Here is a 21758-nt window from a genome sequence, read left to right as displayed (position 1 = left end):
ACAAATGTGCATTGTTTGACTAAATCTATGTAGAAGATTAACTGCGCAATAAACGTAGGCGTAATTTGCGGTATAAGCGCATAAATTGCTGCTGTTGTTGCTGGCTTTGCTCTGGCGTCAACGGTTGATATTTGAGTGCCATAAAGGCCTGGCTTAGTGCGTTAAAGTCGGCTGCTAAACGTGGATGCTTGTCACTGAGACGTGCTACTACATCGTTAGCGTAATCTTGTGGTGCCTGGCCTTGTGGGCGCGGCATACCTCGTTTAGCTAAACGCTGACACACCAACTGATAACGTTTGTTCAGCGGATCTTTCTGGGTGTTTTGACTAAATAATCCAGCATAGTAACCAATCACTAAAGCAATGATGATAAAGCTAAAAATCATCATTAAGGCAATTTTACTGCTGGTGACATCCCCTAATAGTTTTGATAACACTTGTTGTTTGCGCTCTTCATCAAACCCTAACACCCATACACTCCAATAGTAATCGAGGCTAGAGAGTTGCTGGCGTAATTCGTTAAGCCAGGGGTATTGCTTCATTCTTAAGCTGCTAAATGGACTGTCTTGCAGGTAGCTACTTTGGCTGTCGAATGTGGCGTCAAAACCATCTAAAATGCGCTGCGGTGCAATCATAGCGGTGGGGTCAAAACGCTGCCAGCCTTTGCCTTCTAGCCACACTTCGGTCCAGGCATGGGCCATGTATTGATAAATGCTGTAATAGCCCGCTTGTGGATTGTATTCGCCGCCTTGATAACCGGTGACCATACGTGCGGGTAAGCCGCTCGCGCGGGCCATAAACACTAATGCTGAGGCGTAATGTGCACAAAATCCGGCGCGGTTTTCAAATAAAAAGTCATCAATTTGCTGCTCGCCCACAGTCGGTGGGCTTAACGTGTAGTAATAGGCTTGCTCGGCAAAGTAATTCATCATGGCGTTCATCCGCGCTTGTGGCTCGGGATAATCTTGCGCAAATTTGTGTGCCAGGGCTTGGGTTTTAAGATTACTGTTGGGAGGCAAAGCCAAATTTAATTTTTTGGTATTGTCTTTTAACGTTAGCTCCATGACATTGTCTGGATAAGAAGTCACGCGATAACTCATACGCTGATCGACAGGTCTGAGCGAATACAAGCGATAGTCTGGCAGTTCAACGATTTGGCTGTTGTCGCTAAAGGCTTCGTCGAGACCATATAACCATTTTTGATGACTAGGCTCGCTAATCACCACGTATTCAATTTTGCGGTTTTGCCCGGTAAGTATGGCTTTATCGCGTTGTGGTTTTTGAAAATAAGCTTGGCGTTGTATGTTTTTAATGCTCGGGTCCTGGCGCCATGTTTTGCCGTCGTAGTTTTCCATCACTAGGGTACGCCAGTACAAATCTTGATTTGCAGGGCCTAGAGTAGTGCCGTCTGGGTTGTCAAAACCGACGCGAAAAGCCAACTCTGCTGAGCGGGTGAGTTTATTAATATCGCCAAAAGACATTTCATCAGACAAGCCTGTGGTGGCCGATTTCATGTTGGGCACCATCCACAATGGGCCCAAGCGTGGAAATACGATAAACAATAAAATAGCTAATGGTAAACTTTGTAAGACTAATTTAACGCTAAATCCAAGGTTGGCGAATTTATTGGATTTGTCTTGGTATACGCTAATTAAAATGCCGGTGTTAATCACGACCACGGCTAATAAATGCAAGGTGTTGAGCATGCCTTGTTGGTCGAGTAAGGTAAGAGCAATCAAAAAATACCCTACCAATACGATGGCTTTTACATCTCGCTGTTCACGCATTTCGATGTATTTAAGGGCATAACCTAAAATCAATAAATTGACTAATGCGTTCAGTAAACCGATTTCAGATGAGACCAAGGCAAGGGTCGTTGCTGCGCCAATGGCCAGTGATGTCACTAATAACTTTGGCGGTGCTGCCACTTTACCCAGGTAAATTCCGACTCGCCAGACAAAACAAATCGCACAAATGCCGATGCTCCACAGCGTGGCTTGTTGATACAGCGGGCTTAACACAGCAACATTAGTCACTAATAACCAAAACAAAGTATTACGGCTGATGATGGCGTCAAAGTTATCTTTCATTATGTCGCCTCTGCATCGATGTTAGCTGAGCCTGAGGTAAAGTCAGGATTGATGCTGGAATAACCTTGATAGGTGGCAATAGCCGTTTGACAGGCAATACGATGCGCTTCCCCTGTTTGTTGATTAATGACTGTGTTTCCAAGCACTAAACCAAAAATTTGTTGAGTTTGGCTAAGTTTATCGACTTGCCAGGCAAGGCGACTGAGTTGCTGCTCAAGATCTTTACCACTGGTTTGGGCTAACGAAAGCCAAACGGGTAGGCCTTCTGGCTCGGCAAACTCTTTTGACAGCATGCCTTTATCTTGGGCCCATTGTTTCCACGCGACTTGTTTAAGGGATTCTCCCGGAACATAAGCACGTAGACCTTTGTAATCATCGACACCTGGGCGTAATTTGCCGTGTTCATATTGGCTGTCGCTGTCACTCACTTGGCTAGAGAGCACAATGTCGCTGGCTTCGGGTTTGGCAAAAATAACATGATGAATATCAAGGTCTATGTACGACCATGCGCGGCACAAGCCTAGGGGGAAATTGGATGACACTTTAATTCGCCCGGGATTTAAGTGACCACGTTTTGGATGTTCAAATGGTACGGTCGCTACGGATTGTTGCTCCATGTGTTTTAAGCGCACATGACGCTGGTGGCTAAACTGTAAACAGATTTGTTGATGAGTGGTGTCTTTATGTTTATTGCGCACATTGCCAGTGAGCATAATAGGGAACGGTGTACTGTCGCCAGCATAGGCAATGGGCGGATTTACCGCATTAAAACTGAGGCCCGCCAGGTTTTTGTAGCTGTAAATAATGCAGGTGTGAAATACACTGGCAAGCAATAAACTTAAGCCAATCACCAAGTTGTTTTGATAGTTTGTGCCAAACAAGTACAGCAGCACAATCAGCCCCATCCAAAACACACCAAAGCCGCTGGGTAAAATAAAAATACTGCGATGACTTAAGGTAATGTGCTTTTGCGGCGGTAAACGCCGAGTGAGCCAACGATCCCAGCGTTTAGCCATTGACGCTGGGATAAGGCGTTGCAGCCACGACGGTTTGCTATAACCTGACTGAGCTTTGTTGGCGTTATGTTTGCTCATGTTAACGGTTGCCCCTTGGCGTTAGCGAATGGGGTTAACGCTAGCAAGGATAGTGTCAGACAATGCCTGACCCTGAAACTGACTGCTGCTGCGAATACGATGTTCTGCAACCGAAGCAAATACCGCTTGAATGTCTTCTGGTACCACATACTGGCGTTGATTAATAAACGCCCATGCTTTTGCGGCTTGCAACAGTGCAATACTGGCCCTTGGCGATAAACCGCTGGCAACATCATGCTGACGTGAAAAATCGACTAAGGCGATAAGGTAATTAAGTACCGCATCCGACGCCGACACTTGTGCCACTTGTTGTTGAAGTAATAACAGCTCTTGTGGGGTGATGCATTGAGCCAACGCTGCTTGTTTAGTGGCTTGAGTGTGGGTTTTTAGCATGGCCAATTCTGCGTCATGACTTGGGTAACCAATCGAAATCCGCATCATAAAACGATCAAGTTGTGATTCTGGTAACGGGAAGGTACCGGCTTGATCTAATGGGTTTTGGGTGGCAATCACAAAAAACGGTGAACTTAAGTGATGAGTAATACCATCGATAGTGATTTGTTGCTCAGCCATAGCTTCAAGCAGGGCGCTTTGGGTTTTTGGGCTGGCACGGTTGATTTCATCGGCAAGCAGCATTTGGTTAAATACCGGCCCTTTATGAAACACAAACTGTTGCTGCTCTTTACTGTAAATTGACACCCCAAGAATGTCTGCTGGCAGCATGTCGCTGGTAAACTGGATACGTTGGTAACTCATGCCTAAACTGCTGGCAATGCCTTGAGATAAGCTGGTTTTCCCCATACCTGGCAAGTCTTCAATCAGTAAGTGACCATTGGCAAGAATACAGGCAACCGCGAGCTTAATTTGCTCAGGTTTACCTAATAATACTTTACCAAGCTGTGAGATTAAGGTTTCGATAGTTGATTGCGACACGAACGCTCCCAGTGTATTAACCTCAATCAATTGAGGTTGTAGCTAAATGGTGGGTTGCAGATTGATGACAGTACTCATTATCAATCTGCAACGTTACCCTGAGAACGGGTGTAAAGCTAGTATCGGTAGCTCAGCTCATTGCTGCTAAACATGCTGTCGTTTGATTGGCCATTTTGTTGGAAAATCATGCGATAGCTTAATACGGCTTGCACGTACTCTCGGGTTTCGGTGTATGGAATCGTTTCAATGAATGTCATGGCATCTAACGAACCGTTTGATGCTCGTAACCAACGGCGCACACTACCAGGGCCTGCATTATAGGCGGCGGTGGCCAGTACGCGGTTATTGTTAAATTGTTTAAGCAGCTTACTGTAATAGGCGCTACCGAGCATAATATTAACCTTAGGATCGTATAAGTCTTTTACGTCCTGATAGGCAATTTTGTTCTCTCGTGCCGTTTCTTTTGCTGTTGCAGGCATAAGTTGCATTAAACCCCGCGCACCTACGCCTGATGTTGCATAAGGATAAAATGCGCTTTCGCGGCGCGATATCGCTCTAATTTCATCAATGTTGACGTTATATTTTTTACTGGCTTTAACAAATTCATCATTGGCAGCCAGCGGGAAACGCAGTGCTAAAGAATCCCACAGTTTACCTTGAATACTCGATTCCACACTAAAGCCATGCCAGCCTTGCTGCAGTGCAAATAGTCCATATTGTGCCGTGAGCTCGCTATTGTGACGACGCATTAAATACACCCACTCGTTACGAGCATCAATGCGTTTATCGAGCGCCATTAACTCAATGACACGAGCTAAGCCTTTGTCATTATTGAGCTGTTTTTGCAGCTCTGGATTTACAGTTAGGTTGTCGTCGTTCATCGACAGTTGCTTACCTAGGGATTCTGCGGCACTAAAACCATAAAAATTACGTTGACTGCTGAGCACCGACTGTAATTCAGTGGCTTTAGTTTTATCTTTGCGCGCGGTCATTTTAGCTTGCCAGTACATCCAGCGCGGATTGGCTTTTCCTTCATCACTTAATAGCGCTAAATATTTATTAAGCGTGGTGTAATCAAGTTGACGCAGTGCCCAGCGCATACGCATTTCATATAGGTCGTCTGAATCTAACAGCGGCAACATGTTATCGATATGATTAACCAATTTTTCGTCTTGTTTGATTAAAGCTCTGCGCACCAAATAACGGTTTAATTGGCCGCTTTTTACATCGCTAAAACGGTTGGCTTTTTGGTATTTAACATAGAGTTTAATGGCTTGATGTAAATCTCGCTGAGCAAGCTTGCGTAAACCAGCATCTACAATATCGCCGACAATCGGTTTTGAACTGGTAAATTTATTCATATGGCGCAGGGTATTGGGGTCACGATACACTGACACAAGCAGTTTTGCCTCACGGCTGTGAGTGGTTATTTTTTGTGATAAATAACTTAATAAACTGCTTTGCCCCGCATCAAAACTCAGCAGCAAACGTTGCCAAATGACTTCTTGAGTGCGATAACCGGCTTTGGTCCATTTATCAAACACTGGGTCGCATTCTTTTGGGCGTGAATAACCATAAACCCACAAGCGTTCAATGCCCTGGTATGCCATGTCTTTATTACCCGCATCAAGCTGTGCCTGGTAGTAATAACATTGCAGGCGAATATCGTTTGGCGTACCAGGTGATATCACCAAAAAATCTCGCCAGCGCTGTTTTTTACCTGCATTGAGCAAGTAGCGATAACGAGCATTATTGTACAGCGGCGTGGTATCAAATTGATTAATGGCATTAAGCGCAGTATTGCCTGGCGATTGAACGATTTGGTCAATGGTTGCGTGATAGTCTAGGTAAACAGTTAACGGATAGTCGGCTAGTTGTTTGCGTAATGTCTGATACTGACCCAGTTGTTTTTTATCCAACGCTTTGCGGGCATCGAGATAGGTTTGTTGCTGCTGCGTGAGTGCGTTGGCCTGGCTGATAAAAGCCAAAGGCGAGGCCAAGATCAACAAGCCTGTGAATAAAGTGTTAGCCCAAGTGTTACGCATTTAAATGAGAATCTCCGCCTCAATACTTCGTTTGCGATAATAATATATATGGTTTACTTACGTGTATTGTTAACTATTACGTGCATTGATTAAATAAAGATTAATCTACTCGTTATTCGTAATATTTATGCTACCGATTGTGTTTATTGTATTGGTTGTTTATTGCATTGACTGCTCATCAGCGGTTTCTACCGACTCGTCTAATGCTTTATTAAGCAGTTGCCGGTCAATTTGCTTGCTGGTGTCAACGCCAAGTTGCTGCATAAAATGTGCTTGTCGGATTAAGTTCCCTTTGCCTGATGACAATTTCGCCATTGCACTTTGGTAGCTTTTATCTGCGCCATCGAGTGCGCGGCCGAGTTTTTCCATGTCTTCTAAATAGCCACAGAGCTTGTCGTAAATTCGGCTAGCTTGCTTGGCGATGTTTTGGGCGTTTTGGTTTTGATATTCGTAGCGCCAAATATTGTTAATGGTGCGCAGTGCTACCAATAAGTTAGTCGGGCTAACCAGCATAATATTATGCTCGAGGGCAAAGTTGACCAGGCTTGGATCGTATTCAATGGCTAACAAGAAGGCCGGCTCAATAGGAATAAACATCAGTACATAATCAAGGCTTTTAAGCCCATGAAGTTTGTGATAATCCTTTTGACTCAAGCCTTTAATGTGCTGCCTAATAGACAATGCATGTTCTTTGATGGCCTGTTCACGAATGTCTTTGTCTTCGCTATTAAAGTAGCGCTCGTAACTCACGAGTGACATTTTCGCATCAATCACCACATCTTTTTGTTCAGGCAGGTGGACGATAACATCGGGTTTGAATCGTTTGCCGTTATCGTCTTTTAAATCTTGTTGAATATGGTATTCGTGACTTTCACGCAGGCCGCTTTCTTGTAGTACGCGCTCTAAAATGACTTCGCCCCAGTTGCCTTGCTGCTTGTTATCGCCTTTTAAAGCTTTGGTGAGGTTAATGGCATCCTGGCTCATTTTCATATTGAGCTCGCGCAGATGGTCTAACTGGTGTTTTAACGCACTGCGCTCAGATTGTTCATGAGTGTAAGACTCTTGGATTTGACGTCTAAAGCCTTCAAGCTGTTGCTTTAGTGGCCCGAGTACACCATCCATTTGCGAGACATTTTGTTGTTTAAAGTTTTCGCTTCGTTCATCAAAAATGCGGTTAGCCAAGTTTTCAAATTGCAGTTTAAGGCGCTCTTCGGCTGACTCAAGTAAGGCGATTTTATCTTCTAATGATTTTTGCTCGGCCTCAGCTTTGACCAATATGGTTTGCTGGACAGCATTTGACTTAGCAAGGTTAAGTTGAGATTCCATCAGGCGGTGCTGAGTGTCTGTTAATTGCTGTTCTACTGTGTAGACGCGATCCGCTTTGGCTTCGGCGGTTGAAAGTTGCGAAATTAAACTCTCAATTTTAGTTTGCAGGTGATTACTGTGATCGATTTTGTCATCGAGCGTGTCTTGCAGTCTGGCCAACTCCGCATGCGCTTCATTTACCAGCGTGAGGTTTTCTTGTTCTTGCTGAAGCTTAAGCTGATCCCAGCGTTGTCGAGTTAACCGTTGGTTAACGAGTGCGCCAATTAAAAAGGCAAGAAACGCAACCGCAATCAGCGCTGCAATTTGAGGAGGAGTTAACGACACAGCAAAAGGCATAACAAAAACCGATAGAAAATAATGGCTAAGGGTCGCACGGCTAATAACTGCCTGCAAGAGGCAAAATCAGGATTTAATGATTTTTTATTATTAATGATTAAATTTGAATCTAATCCAATGCTCAAGCCGTATTGTCATGGATATCAAGCTTTTGTTAAAAAGCATTTGCAGGTATTTTTAAGTCATCTGAAATAAAAACATCGGTTTACCTGTCTATTCATTACATGTGGCAGAACATAACCAATATTGACAATTTAAGAGGTGAACCATGGCGCGTAAAAACCGATTTACTCCAGGCATATTACAACGAGCTCCATGGCATGTCGTAGACAATCAAGTCACACCTGAGTCGGTGTTTAATGACCGCCGCAATATTATAAAAGCGTTAGGTTTAGGGGCATTAGGCGCCAGTTTACCTGGGCAGGTGCAAGCGGGCATATTTGATTTGTTTGGCGAGCAAAAAGCGAAAAACCCTTTTACCACTCAAAGTTTAAATTATTCAACGCCGCGTCAATTTGTGCTACCGGATGTGAAAACGCCAGAAGATAAAGTCACCCGTCATAATAATTTTTATGAGTTTGGTACCGGTAAGTCTGACCCATATGACAACGCCCAGGGTTTTAACGTCGACCCATGGACATTGGTGATTGACGGTCTTGTTGATAAGCCGATTACCTTAGATTTACAAGCGTTAACCAAGCGCTTTGCCCTTGAAGAGCGGACTTACCGTTTACGCTGTGTTGAAGCCTGGTCGATGGTGGTTCCCTGGGTTGGATTTTCACTGGCAACACTATTGAAAGACGCTGGGGTTAAATCCAATGCCACTCATGTGGCGTTTGAAACCTTATTTGATCCAGAGCAAATGCCAGGACAAAAAAGTCGTCTAATGGGCGGCGGTATTCATTATCCTTATGTTGAGGGCTTAACCATTGCTGAGGCTATGAATGAACTGCCGTTTTTAGCCGTTGGCCTTTACGGTAAAACCTTACCGCCACAAAATGGCGCACCCATTCGCTTAGTCGTGCCGTGGAAATATGGCTTTAAGAGCATTAAATCAGTTGTGCGTATTCGAGTCATGGACAAGCAACCGCCCACCAGTTGGAATCAACTGGCGTCAAACGAATATGGCTTTTATGCCAACGTCAACCCTGAGGTGGATCATCCGCGCTGGTCACAAGCAAGTGAGCGAAGCATTGGTGAGGGCGGACTCTTTTCGGCTAAGCGCATTCCTACGCAAATGTTTAATGGCTATGGTGATTTTGTGGCCGACTTATATAAAAACATGGATTTAAGGAAGTTTTACTAATGCGTTTAAGCCCCCGAGGTGTGTTTTGGCTTAAAGTGATGTTGCACATCGTATTTTTATTGCCTGCATTGTATCTTGTAGCGCTAGTGCTAACAGATAATGCCGGTGGCGATCCGGTGCAATATATTATCCATTACACCGGCATGGGGGCGATAAATAGCTTACTCGCAACGCTATTGATTTCACCAATTGCCAAACGGTTTAAATTAGCTGCGCTTATGCAAACTCGGCGTTTAGTCGGCTTGTATGTATTTGCTTATGCACTGTTGCATATTAGTGCTTTTGTCAGTTTAGACTTACTGTTTGCTTGGGGATTATTATTTGAAGAAGTGATTAAACGGCCGTACATTTTAGTCGGTGCAGCCGGGTTGATTATTGTGACTTTATTGGCGTTAACATCGCCTAACAAGATTAAGCGCAAAATGGGCAAGCAATGGCAGTCATTGCATAATTGGATTTATGTGGTTGCGCTGTTGGCGCCGATCCATTTTTACTGGTCGGTAAAGTCGGAGATTATTGAGCCGAGTATTTATATTGCAGTATTCGCCGCGTTATTGTTTTACCGCAGAGCCAGTATTAAAAAATGGCTTATGCCAAAGCGTTAATGAGTCAATTAATGGCGTAATCGTTGGTTTAAGCCATTGGTACAAAACGCAGCAAATAAGGTAAATACCATCACGCCAGCCATGATTATTGCCAGTCTGAGCCAGGGTTCTGAGAGGGTAATGCGCATATCAATAAAGTTAAATGTGGTCACAGCCCAAACAAAAATCACACTCAGCACTAAGGCGAACTTAAGTAGTTGGCTAATGACATTGTGGCGAATAAACATCAACAGCGGCATGATAGCTGCGATGATAGCCCATTCGGTTTGACTAAAACGAAGAAAGTGTGCGCCTAACAATAGAAAAGCTAACGTAATGATGATTACTCTCCACCACATAATGTTGCCTCCAATGACACGTCAAATTCCCATTGAATTTGAGTCATTAGCATAGGCGGTATTGCAAACACATTCCTGATGTTTGCTCACAAATTGGTCATGTTTATTTGCTGGTGTATCACGTTATCTCTCCTGGTCAATTTCGTTTTTGGCTAATGCCAAGGTGTGCTAATCCCAATAATAAGCCCCAAACCGCAGCTCCAACACCTAAAAAAGTGATCCCTGACAAGGTGCAAACAAAGGTTAATAATGCCGATTCTCGGTATTTAACCGCATCAAAAGCACTATGCAGGCACATCAATAAGGTTCCCATTAGCGCCAGCCCTGCAAGTATATCGCCAATAGTTGTTGGCAATGTCATAAATAATGTCACAACCGCGCCGGCCCACAATCCCGCAATAATATAAAAGCCACCGGCCCATAATGTGGCTCGATATCGCTGCTGGGGATCGTCATCAACACTGCTGTCCATACAAATGGCTGCCGATATTGCCGCCAAATTTACGCTAAACACACCAAACGGTGCCAATAACATAGTTGAAAATCCGCTGCCAATCAGTAACGGTGAACCATGAGCGTGATAGTCTTTCTCTGAGCCATCAAGGCTTACACTGCTTTTTTCTTGATTTAAATAACCATAGCTTTTTAGCATGGCGAGTCCCGGTAAGTTTTGCGACAACATGGTAATAATGTATAGCGGAATACTGATATTGAGGATTGGCAATAGGGTGAATTCGGGTGTTATCCAAATGGGAGAGGCGATAGATAAGTTGAATTGCTGGCGTATGGCGCTGTTAAATACATCAGCCTGAATGGCATACCCTATAGCAACGATTAATAAGATGGCCATGGCGTATCGGGGCAGCCATTGTTTGGCCAGCATAAAGCTGATGAACAACAGGCAAAACAACTTGGGCTCATCGGATAATGGTATAAAGGCTTTAACACAAAAGGGCAGTAAAATTGCCGCTAGCATGGCAGCCGCTAGTGCAGGTGGAATAGAAGATAACAAACGCGTTAACGGTTTAATGAACCCGCTTAAGGTGATTAACCCCGCTGAAATAATATACGCTCCAATAACCTGGTTTAAACTGAACTCACCGACGACACCAATTAACATTGCCGCTCCGGGTGTCGACCATGCAGTCAGGATTGGTGTTTTGTAGTACCAGGAAAAACCAATGGATGTGACTCCCATCGCTAATCCCAACGCCAATAAACTGCTACTGACTTGTGCAGCATTAGCGCCAGCTTGTGTTGCAGCCTGAATAACAATCATGACTGAACTGGTATAACCGACCAGTACCGCCGTAAATCCAGCTGAGATATGGCTAATTGCAATGCCTTGTTTACTCATAATAAAGTCCATTTTGTTGCATTGCACGAGTCTAAAAGAAGGATGCCTGTCTTTTTGTGCGTTAAAACGCACGTTAATGACGGTAGAATATATCATCGGATGCTATAACGCACAAGATGTTAGGGTAGGCATAAAAATGACGTATAATTGTCGTTAATTTGATTCAAATAGCGTTAGCACATTATGAATATAAAAAACCACATGGCAGAACATTTAAAAGCATTGCGTAAAGCGAGGGCGTTAAGTTTAGATGCAACTGCAATATTAACGGGTGTATCAAAAGCAATGTTAGGCCAAATTGAGCGTCAAGAATCGAGCCCAACCATTGCAACATTATGGAAAATTGCTAGCGGCTTAAATACGTCTTTTTCTGCCTTTATGACATCTCCGCATGGTGAGATAACCAAAGAGCAAACCTTCCCAGATGATCCTAACATGCTCATTAAAAGCGTATTTACGTTTAATCCTGATACGCATTTTGAGATGTTTGAAATCACCCTAAACGGATATCACCAGCAAATGTCAGCACCCCACAGTGTCGGGGTGATTGAGCATGTGATTGTGCTAACCGGGGAGTTATCGCTATTGAGTGGTGGCGAGTGGCAAACCTTGACTGCTGGCCAAAGTAGCCGTTTTTTTGCAGACCAGCCTCACGGATATCATGCCTTGAGTGAGACCGTGGTATTTCAAAATATTGTCAGTTATCCACTTAATCGTTAAGTTATTTTTTCGATTTTTCTAATGCTTCAATCTCTTGCCAAATACTTTCCGACTCAGCGGTTAATAACGAGTAAGTTTTAATGTCGCCTTTACGCTGTGCTTGCATGGCTTGCTCGAGTTTTTGGTCGTAGGTTTTACGCAGTTTTTTAGTTGGGTCTGATTTTAAAAATGAAAACATCGTCTGGCTCAATCTAGTTATGTGGCTGATAACGTTTATACGATTCAAGCTAGGATTTGGTCTAGTATGGATGAATAATATCTCTACATTTGACGTAACCGATTAAACCTAATGGTGAAAAATCCCAGAGTATATGCCGATAACCCAATGAGTGGTATTTTGTTGGCAGTATAGCCAATCACACCATCAATAAGATGGCATGATTGGTCGTTAATGTTTAGACATTGCAGGGCTCGAGCGGAGTCTGTTTGTTGTTCATTTGCAGATAACTAACCACCCACATCATAAATCCACCCATAAACAGTGCCGCTGCGACATAGCCCGTTTCGTTTGGCATTGCGCCATTGGCAATGGCGATGCCCCCAAGCCAGGGGCCGATAGCATTGGCGGTATTGAATGCGCATTGCACTAACGCACCAATCATAGCGTGACCATTAGGTGACACATCCATTAATAAACTTTGAATGAGCGTGGCTAATCCTACACTACAACCGATAAAGAATATCACCACATACAATAGGTTAATATTGTCGCTGGCATTCACATAAGCAAAGGCAAATACGATGCTGCATATTAACGCGAGTCCGGTGGTTTTTAATGCCGAACGATCAGCCGCTTTACCCAGCACATAATTGCCTAAAGTACAGCCAATACCAAACATCACCATGGCGATTGAAATGGTGTAAGCAGGGGTTTTAGTGACCACTAAAATAGTGTCTGCAATATACGTGTATAAACAAAATACTCCGCCAAAGCCAATGATCACGATACCGAGAATTGACCACACTAACTTATTTTTTAATACGCTAAATTCATTGAGTAAGTTTGAGGGTTGGTTATTAGCAATGTTAGGCACCACAACATACACACAAATAAAAGCAACCAATGCCAGTGCAGAAGCACCCGCAAGACAATAGCGCCAGCTGAGGTTTTGGCCCACTAATGTCACAATCGGCACACCAACAATAGTGGCAATCGTTAAGCCCATAAACACTTTTGACATATAGCTGGCACGTTTATTTTTGGGCGCGATATCTGCGGCCAATAAAATAGCGGCACCAAAATAAGCGCCGTGAGGCAGGCCGCTTAAAAATCGAAATGCGATGAGTTGTTCAAGTGACGTTGCCATAGCACTTAAGCCATTGGCAACAAACATTAAGCTTAAAAAAATCATTAATGCGTGGCGTTTTTTCATATTGGCGGTGGTCAGCATTAAAATGGGCGCACCAACCACCACACCGATGGCATAAGCACTAATCGCATAGCCACTTTGTGATGGAGTAGAGGCAAAGGTTTCGCTAATGAGCGGCAGCATGGGCATCATTGAGAACTCAGATAACCCTAAAATAAAGGTTCCCAGAGCTAGTACGATTAATATTCCGCTACGATTGAGTTCCAATGCGGTGTTGTTTGCCGATGTCATAAAAATCCTATAAATGAAAAACAAAAAGGCCAGCAGAGCTGGCTCAATTATCGATTTAGCGATGATATTAAAAGAGTATAATTACAGGTGATGTAAACCCATTTAAATGCTGAAGATTAATCTTGCCAGCGCTGTTTAATGTACAAAATACTGGGTAAACATTGTTGAAATAACACCACTAAATCTGGGTCGAAATGAATTCCGCTTTGGCTTTCAATAAAATCCATCGCTTGCTCTACTGTCCAGGCTTCTTTGTAAGGACGCTTGCTGGTAAGTGCATCAAATACGTCTGCAATAGCAACAATGCGTCCTTCAATCGGAATTTCATCGCCTTTTAAGCCATTAGGGTAACCGCTGCCGTCAAACTTTTCGTGATGGGTCAGTGATACCACTTTAGCTAATGCGATTAAATCTGAATCGGAATCACCAAGAATTTCAGCACCTATTTCTGGGTGGGTTTTCATTATGGTAAATTCTTCGTCCGTGAGTTTTCCGGGCTTAAGCATAATGCTGTCGGGAATACCGATTTTACCAATGTCATGCATAGGCGCAGCGTGGAGTAAATTGTCTGCAGCAAACTCTGAAAAACCATAGGCTAAGGCAATGATTTTAGAGAAATGGCTCATGCGCATAATGTGCATGCCGGTTTCATTGTCTTTGTATTCTGATGCGCGGCCTAGACGTTGAATCACTTGTAAACGGGTACGGCGCAAATCATCCGCTTGCACTAGGGATAAATGGGTTTTAACGCGAGCTTTAACAACTGCCGTGGAGATCGGTTTAGTAATGTAATCGACTGCTCCTACATCAAATCCTTTGGCTTCATCAACTTCATCGTTCAATGCGGTGACAAATATCACTGGCACGGCTTTGCTCAGCGGGTCAGCTTTAAGTTGCTCACACACTTCAAATCCGGTCATCCCAGGCATCATGACATCGAGCAAAATCAAGTTTGGCAGCTCTCGTTGCACTAATCGCAGAGCTTCTTCACCACTTTTGGCAAAAATCAGCCGATATTGGTCCTCAAGTATTTTTTTCAATACTCTAAGGTTTGCTGGTTCATCATCCACAATTAAGATGGTTTGTTTACTGTCTTGTCGGTTAAATATCATTTGATGGGTTCTATTACCTATGCATTAATCAGCGACTCAAGGCTGTCGAGTTCTGTTAATGCTTGTTCAAATTCAAAGTCGTCTAATGCATGCTGTATTGAAGTACAATGCGGTTTATACAATTTAGGTGTTGAAGCAATCAATAGGTCAACATCGACATCATTGTACTCGTTTTCTTTAGCTGCAAGGCGAATACGATTAATAAGCTGTTTAAGTTGCGCTGCATCCATTGTTTGAGTCGTTGTCACTGCGTCTTCAGCTTCAGCCCGTTCATCAGTTTGTTCTGCCTCAAGGTATTGTGCTATCTGGGCAAATGTTTGCTCAAGTGATGGCAACAACGCGACTAACTCAGTTGCAGACGATATGAGTGCCAGTCGCTCAGCATCGATGAGTAATCGGGTTAATTGCGTCAATGACAAATTACCCGCTAAGCCTTTTAAACCATGTAATTGAGCATGCACAGCTGGCCAGTCATCTGCGCTAATTAAGTTCTGTAACTGACTAATACAATCTTGTTGTTTAAACATAAAGCCATTGATTTCTTTTATCAGAGTGGCTTTATCACCCCACAATGCAATGCCTTTTTTGTCGTTTACTGCGTGTTTACTATCGATGATAGTGTGTTGCATGTCAGGGGTTTCATGATGACTTTCAAGATTCAAGACTTGGGCAATCTCATGATTTAGCAGTGCAATATCAATGGGTTTATTGGCAAATCCGTCCATGCCTGCCTCAAGTGCAGCAAGCTTATCTTCTGGCAGCACGCTGGCTGTTAACGCAATAATGGGCATATGTGGCAATTGTTGCTCACGCTCTTGCTCACGGCGCTGTCGTGATGCGGTTAATCCATCCATGATGGGCATTTGCACGTCCATCAATACGATATCAATATTATCACTTTGCATCCGCAGTAAGGCTTGCTTGCCATCGCGTGCAGTAATCACGGTATGGCCTTGGCGTTTCATGACTATGGTCAATAAATCAATATTTTGCTGAATATCATCAACAACTAATATCGCCAATGGTTTAAGGCTGCGGGTGAGTAATGGGGCAGCTTCGCGCAGGCTTTGCTTTGGCGCGGTTAACGGCAGTGAAAAGGTAAAACAGCTGCCTTTGCCATAGGTGCTTTTTGCGGTAATTTTACCGCCCATTAATTCGACCAATTGTTTACTAATGGTCGTGCCTAACCCTGTGCCACCAAAGCGGCGATTCATACTGGCATCGGCCTGGGCAAATGCATCAAACACCAACGCGAGTTGGGCTTGTGTCATGCCGATGCCGGTGTCTTCAATGGCAAATTCAATACAACCACTGGGCTTAACTCTGACATCGATATTTACGCCACCTTCAGCGGTAAATTTGATTGCATTACCCATTAAGTTTGTGAGTACCTGGCGGATCCTATCTGGCGCCCCATGATAAGACTGCGCAACCTCTGAGGCCACGTTAACATTTAAATGCAACCCTTTAGCATTGGCTTGCAACCATAAAGTAGACACGACTGAATCGACTTCTTCAATAACTGAGAAATCCCGCATTTCTAACTCAAACTTGCCTTTATCGAGTTTGGCGCTGTCGAGTACGTCGTTAAGTAGGTGCAGTAATGACTTGGCCGACTGGTTAATGGTTTTTAGGTGTTTATGTTGTTCTGTTGGGAGTTTGTCGTCGAGTAAAATGTCGCTAAAGCCAATAATGGCGTTCATTGGCGTGCGGATCTCATGGCTCATATTGGCTAAAAAAGCGGCGCGTGCAGATGCGGCTTGTTCTGCCTTATCTTTGGCAATCATCAACGATTGCTCCATTGCTTTGCGCTCAGTAATATCCATTATAAAACCGTCGAGCCACTTATCATTAATGTCTAAGCCATCTACATGGGTGCCGTAACCTAGCAGCCAACGGATATCGCCATCGGCATTGATAATGCGATACTCGAGTGTGAATACCTTGTCTGTAGTCACTTGGCTCGCTATTAAATCAAGATCATCGGGATGCACATGTTGATAAAAATGACGTTTGGGCTGAGCGCCGAGGTAGTCGCTTGCCGGGTAGCCGGTAATGCTTTCGACCGCATCACTGATAAACACCATTGGCCAGTCTTGAACATTTAAGCAGCGGTAAGCAATACCGGGAATATTGGTAATGAGAGAACGAAATTGTGCTTCGCTTTTTATCAAGGCGCGCTGCATTTCAATACGATGACGCAAATCGCTGATGTACATTACAAACAGACTTTTGCCTTCAATGCAGGCATGGCCAATAGACACTCTAACAGGAATGGTATGCCCGTTAACGTGTATGGCTTCGACATCGCGGCCATCACTTATTTGATTACTTAATGTGTCATCTGAATAACTGCGCAGATAGGTATTAAAGTCATCGATAAAAGTGGCTGGAATAAAGCTGCGGATATTTTGATGGCAAACATCTTCTAGTCGCCAGCCGAGTAAGGTTTCAACCGACTTATTGCCGCTTTCAATCATGCCTTTATCGTTAAAGGTAATGATACCGTCAACTGCAGTTGATATGGTGGCGCGATATCGTGCTTCACTGAGTTTAGTTTGGTGTAATGATGCTTGATATTTGATCAGCATATTGACGGTTAGTACAAAAAGAATAATCACTACGGTAATTGTTGCAACCGCAATGCCAAGGTAAAGCGATACCATTTTAGTTTGATCTGAAAACTCAAATCCAGCAGGTCTAACAAACCTTGCTGCCGCCATGCCGGTGTAATGCATCGCTGAAATCGCGCAGCCCATCACGACCGCAGCAATCATATTTTTGTGCAATTCAGTTAATGTGAAGCGACCTAGGTGATTTAAGCTATAGCGGATCCACAAAGACAAAATGGCCAATGCCACAGCCACCAAAATAGATAGGCCAAAATAAAACATGTCATATCGTAATAGTGGCGCCATTTCCATGGCTGCCATGCCAACATAATGCATGGTGCCAATGCCTGCGCCGACTAATATTCCGCCCACTACAAAATGGCTTAATTGGGGTTTTTCAATAGAAATTACATTGAGCGCCACCCACGATGCCGCAATGCTCGGCAAAAATGATAAAGCGGTTATCCCGACGTTGTAACTCACCGGCGTACACAAGCTAAATGCCAACATACCGATAAAGTGCATCGACCACACTCCGCCTCCTAAGGCGATACTGCCGCACGAGATCAGTAAGTGCCGTTTGAATACGTTAAGCGTGACGGTCGCTTGTGATGCGACTTGCATAGCCATGTAAGAGGCAAAAACCGCAATAGCTATTGAGATGAATACAACAAGAGGTTGAAAATTACCAATAATGAGTAGGCTTTCATCAGTAACAGAAAATAATGTCGATAAAGTGTCAGGCATAATGTTGTTGATGAGAGCCGCAGTTAAAGTGATTGATAAAGTGTGTATCGGCGCCAAAAGTAAAAACACCAGTCATTTGGTCGATTTTTAATTAAAATATGCGTCAAATCAATATTTATGTGAATCATAGGTATTATACTTATTGGTTAAGCCTTATTTCTCTTTACGTTGTAGTGGCCTTGCTGCGTTTGTATTGACATTGTTAATGTGTCTGTAAAGATTATTCCCCATGCATCTTTAGTCTAATGAAGGGTTATTTTGCTTGTGACTGATGTCGTTCTTTAGGTAGTTTGTCCTAAACAATGGCACGCAAGGAGGCTTAAATGACCATCAAACATCATCAAACACAATTCCCGCTCAATTCAAGTGAATATCATGGTAATCATTCCACGCCGCTTATCTCTAAAACCATTGGGCAGTATTTAACTGACATTGCGAGCGAGTATCCTGAAAATTTAGCGGTAGTGGTGCACCATCAAAACATCCGTTGGACCTATCGCCAATATTGTGAACAAATTGATGCGTTAGCGACCGGATTGATTAAGTTGGGCATTCAACCCGGAGATAGAGTTGGGATCTGGTCGCCTAATAATATTGAGTGGTGTTTAACGCAGTTTGCCACGGCAAAAATTGGCGCGATTATGGTGTGTATTAACCCCGCTTATCGACCCGAAGAGTTAGCATATGCATTAGGTAATGTAGGTTGTCGTGCGGTGATCTGTGCCGACAAGTTTAAGTCTAGTGATTACCTGCAGATGTTAAATGAACTCCTACCTGAACTCGCCGGTAGCAAGATAGGTGAACTCCAGTCTACAGCGTTACCTGAACTCGATTATGTTATTCGAATGGGCAGCGAAACGTCGCCGGGTATGCTTAATTTTAATGATTTATTACAAAGTGTTAGCGCAGAAGATAAGCACACATTGGCATACATCGGAGAGTCGTTAACACCCAATGATGCAATTAATATTCAATTTACTTCGGGTACCACGGGCAGCCCTAAAGGTGCGACGCTATCGCATCATAATATCCTAAATAATGCTTATTTAGTTGCTGATGCGATGGGGTTGAGCCAAACAGATAAATTATGCATTCCAGTGCCTCTGTATCATTGCTTTGGCATGGTGCTAGGTAGTTTAGCGAGTGTAATTCATGCCTCGGCAGCGATATATCCCGGTGAATCATTTGACCCAATAACTACGTTGCAAGTGGTTGCCAAAGAGCGCTGCACCGCATTACATGGCGTACCAACCATGTTTATTGCCTTGTTAGAGCATCCGCAATTTAGTTCATTTGATCTCAGTTCATTGCGCACTGGCATTATGGCAGGGGCAACGTGTCCTGAAGAAGTGATGCGCCGCGTACAAGATTTGATGTACATGAAGGAAGTGTTAATTGGTTATGGCCAAACTGAATGCAGCCCACTGAATCACATTACCGAAATTGACTCACCCATAGAAAAACAAGTGCTTACCGTTGGCCGTGCATTGCCGCACACCGAGGTTAAAATTATTAATGAGTTTGGTGAGGTATTGCCGATTGGCCAACCGGGTGAGGTTTGCAGTCGTGGTTACTGTGTTATGCAAGGATATTGGAATGACCCGGTGAAAACTGCGGCCACAATTGACAGTGCCGGTTGGTTACATTCTGGTGATATTGGCCAAATGGATGAGCTGGGTTATGTGCAAATTGTGGGTCGTATTAAAGACATGATCATTCGCGGCGGTGAGAATATTTACCCAAGGGAGATTGAAGAAAAACTTTACACTCACAAAGATGTACAAGATGCCGCAGTATTTGGCGTGCAAAGTGACAAATATGGTGAGGAAGTCTGTGCCTGGATTAAAGTTCGCGCCAATGCTGCGATTACCGAAGACGATATTCGCCACTTTTTAACCGAAAAGTTTGCTTATTTTAAAGTGCCGCGCTACATCAAATTCGTCGACCAATACCCAATGACAGTAACGGGGAAAATCCAAAAGTTTAAAATGCGCGAGTTGATGTATCAAGAACTCTATCAGGCGATAAATTAAGCGTTATTTTAGGAATAAAACTGAGTCGTTGTTGAGTGAGCTTTTAGTGGAAATGAAGTCGTAATTAGGCTGAACGTTTTGCTTTGTGGGGCAATACCCACAAAGCAACATTCGCGGTGCCTTTTATATAAATGATGATACCCATCGGACCGTTTTATGATGATTTATTCGTTCCAAACATAAAGATTAACGGTACGTGCAAGCGTTTAGACCATGCGTTTTCTGTGTGATCAGCTCCCGGGAAATATAGGCTGCGCCACTGATCTTTTGGGTATTGTTGTTCAATAAATATCTTATCGATTTGTTTTTGTAACTCTGGGTACATAGCATCCAGGGTGCTGTCACCATAATCAAAATAGACTTTTTGATTAGTCAGTTTATGCAAGTTGGCCGCTATATATTGTTGAAATACAGGAAAAACCTCATCTTCTGAACTAAAGGTCCCTGGCCAATGAGTCGACATATTAATCGCGCCAGCAAATTGGTCTGGGTAATTTAATAGGGTGTACCATGAGATTAACCCGCCCATGCTCGAGCCTCCTAAATAACGATGTTGCGGCCCTTTATTTACCGAATAATGGGCCTCAATATAAGGGATGACTTCGTTGACAATAAAAAGGCTGTAGTTATCTGAATACACTTTTGAAGTTAATAACGGGTGATCTGCGTACTTTTCAATTTTATACAAGGCTTGCTGTTTTGATGGCGAGAGACGTTCAAACGGTTGCTGTGGAAAAAACTCACTGTGGCGATTTTCGACCGCATTAGGAATACCCACCACAATTATTGGGCGGATTTTTCCTTGCTCAATCAGCTCGCCAGCGACTTCATCTACTCGCCACACTTGCTTGTTCCAGGTGCTATTTGCATCAAACAACATACGGCCATCGTGCATGTAAAGCACATCATACTGACTTTGTTTGTTATATCCAGGTGGTAACCACACCGTTAAAAACCTGTCTTTTACATAGGCAGACTTAAAGGGTTGTACGGTTTCAATTTGGCCTTTGCTGACACTCACAGAAGGGGGATTCGCGTAAGCGGCTTGGAATAACAACACCGATAAGCTAAGCAGTACAATCAAAAACTTCATGGCACAACCTTATTATAATAAAACATCATTTTTACACGCCGTTATGTTAATTCAATGTGAATACGTATGGTATGCCATTGCGCGTTAATAAGTGATCTCTCAGCGAGAATGTAAAAGGGCTTAAATAAGGCGAATGACTGAATGAATAGTTATTCTCTTTCGAAGTCATGCAACGCAGTGTAAGCCCTTTTAAAACTCGCCTGAAAGGAATGCCCCAGCGGCTTTTGCTTTGCGTTCTCGCTATTTGAAAGGGAACAACCATTACTACATAGCGACGCCTTAATCAACCTGAGCTTCGGATAAGAAATTAGCTCCCCAAAGGAACTAAATGCTCGTTCCTTGATCCGATCATTCGACCAAGAGTGATTAGAAAAAGGAACGAGCATGAATAAATTAGTTGAAACCTACTGT

At 43.5% G+C, this 21758-nt stretch carries 16 protein-coding genes; 4 read left to right on the top strand and 12 right to left on the bottom strand.

Going from position 1 to position 21758, the window contains the following annotated elements:
- Window positions 1–37: 37 nt before the first annotated feature.
- From GQA99_RS07610 to rmuC, 5 genes are all read right to left on the bottom strand, one after another.
- Entirely contained in the window at window positions 38–2089 is a 2052-nt protein-coding gene (locus GQA99_RS07610; RefSeq protein WP_160053304.1) for a transglutaminase TgpA family protein, read from the bottom strand.
- Window positions 2089–3183, bottom strand: coding sequence for a DUF58 domain-containing protein (locus GQA99_RS07605; protein WP_160053303.1), 1095 nt, complete (start codon window positions 3181–3183; stop codon window positions 2089–2091). Before GQA99_RS07605 ends, GQA99_RS07610 begins: the two co-directional genes overlap by 1 nt.
- A gap of 21 nt (window positions 3184–3204) precedes the next feature.
- Entirely contained in the window at window positions 3205–4116 is a 912-nt protein-coding gene (locus GQA99_RS07600) for an AAA family ATPase (protein ID WP_160053302.1), read from the bottom strand.
- A gap of 116 nt (window positions 4117–4232) precedes the next feature.
- A complete protein-coding gene (locus GQA99_RS07595) occupies window positions 4233–6161 on the bottom strand; it encodes a transglycosylase SLT domain-containing protein (protein WP_160053301.1) in 1929 nt (642 codons plus the stop codon).
- A gap of 159 nt (window positions 6162–6320) precedes the next feature.
- A complete protein-coding gene (gene rmuC / locus GQA99_RS07590) occupies window positions 6321–7823 on the bottom strand; it encodes a DNA recombination protein RmuC (RefSeq protein WP_160053300.1) in 1503 nt (500 codons plus the stop codon).
- A 268-nt stretch (window positions 7824–8091) separates the two neighbouring features.
- Between rmuC and msrP the strand changes: the two genes are divergently transcribed.
- Entirely contained in the window at window positions 8092–9129 is a 1038-nt protein-coding gene (msrP, locus tag GQA99_RS07585) for a protein-methionine-sulfoxide reductase catalytic subunit MsrP (protein WP_160053299.1), read from the top strand.
- The gene (gene msrQ / locus GQA99_RS07580; RefSeq protein ID WP_160053298.1) at window positions 9129–9734 is read left to right on the top strand and encodes a protein-methionine-sulfoxide reductase heme-binding subunit MsrQ; all 606 of its coding nucleotides are present in this window, start codon (window positions 9129–9131) and stop codon (window positions 9732–9734) included. Before msrP ends, msrQ begins: the two co-directional genes overlap by 1 nt.
- Window positions 9735–9742: 8 nt before the next feature.
- Here msrQ and GQA99_RS07575 read toward each other — a convergent pair whose 3' ends face one another.
- Both GQA99_RS07575 and GQA99_RS07570 read right to left on the bottom strand, forming a co-directional pair.
- Entirely contained in the window at window positions 9743–10072 is a 330-nt protein-coding gene (locus tag GQA99_RS07575) for a hypothetical protein (protein ID WP_160053297.1), read from the bottom strand.
- A gap of 136 nt (window positions 10073–10208) precedes the next feature.
- Entirely contained in the window at window positions 10209–11525 is a 1317-nt protein-coding gene (locus GQA99_RS07570) for a benzoate/H(+) symporter BenE family transporter (RefSeq protein WP_160053296.1), read from the bottom strand.
- A gap of 84 nt (window positions 11526–11609) precedes the next feature.
- Here GQA99_RS07570 and GQA99_RS07565 point away from each other — a divergent pair, with 84 nt between their 5' ends.
- Window positions 11610–12149: a helix-turn-helix domain-containing protein gene (locus GQA99_RS07565; protein ID WP_206194572.1), complete on the top strand. Its 540-nt coding sequence runs from the start codon at window positions 11610–11612 to the stop codon at window positions 12147–12149.
- A 1-nt stretch (window position 12150) separates the two neighbouring features.
- On the opposite strand, the gene GQA99_RS07560 is transcribed toward GQA99_RS07565, so the two are convergent.
- The 4 genes from GQA99_RS07560 to GQA99_RS07545 all read right to left on the bottom strand — a co-directional run bounded on the left by GQA99_RS07560 (window position 12151) and on the right by GQA99_RS07545 (window position 18221).
- The gene (locus tag GQA99_RS07560; protein ID WP_160053294.1) at window positions 12151–12327 is read right to left on the bottom strand and encodes a DUF6435 family protein; all 177 of its coding nucleotides are present in this window, start codon (window positions 12325–12327) and stop codon (window positions 12151–12153) included.
- Window positions 12328–12544: 217 nt separating this feature from the next.
- Window positions 12545–13750 carry an MFS transporter gene (locus tag GQA99_RS07555; RefSeq protein ID WP_160053293.1) on the bottom strand — a complete coding sequence of 402 codons (1206 nt, stop codon included), beginning with the start codon at window positions 13748–13750 and terminating at the stop codon, window positions 12545–12547.
- Window positions 13751–13866: 116 nt separating this feature from the next.
- Window positions 13867–14862 (bottom strand): response regulator, encoded by a 996-nt coding sequence (locus GQA99_RS07550; RefSeq protein WP_373291428.1) that lies wholly within the window; start codon window positions 14860–14862, stop codon window positions 13867–13869.
- Between the two features lie 17 nt (window positions 14863–14879).
- A complete protein-coding gene (locus GQA99_RS07545) occupies window positions 14880–18221 on the bottom strand; it encodes an MHYT domain-containing protein (protein WP_160053292.1) in 3342 nt (1113 codons plus the stop codon).
- Window positions 18222–18544: 323 nt separating this feature from the next.
- Between GQA99_RS07545 and GQA99_RS07540 the strand changes: the two genes are divergently transcribed.
- On the top strand, window positions 18545–20254 hold the full coding sequence (locus tag GQA99_RS07540; protein WP_160053291.1) for an AMP-binding protein: 1710 nt from the start codon (window positions 18545–18547) through the stop codon (window positions 20252–20254).
- A gap of 154 nt (window positions 20255–20408) precedes the next feature.
- Here GQA99_RS07540 and GQA99_RS07535 read toward each other — a convergent pair whose 3' ends face one another.
- Complete coding sequence (locus GQA99_RS07535; protein WP_160053290.1) at window positions 20409–21347, bottom strand: alpha/beta hydrolase; 939 nt, start codon at window positions 21345–21347, stop codon at window positions 20409–20411.
- Between the last annotated feature and the right edge of the window lie 411 nt (window positions 21348–21758).

The organism is Shewanella litoralis, from assembly GCF_009828585.1.
Classification (GTDB): domain Bacteria; phylum Pseudomonadota; class Gammaproteobacteria; order Enterobacterales; family Shewanellaceae; genus Shewanella; species Shewanella litoralis.
The sequence above is the reverse complement of the archived record's forward strand: the minus strand, read 5'-3'. Positions and strand labels throughout refer to the sequence as shown.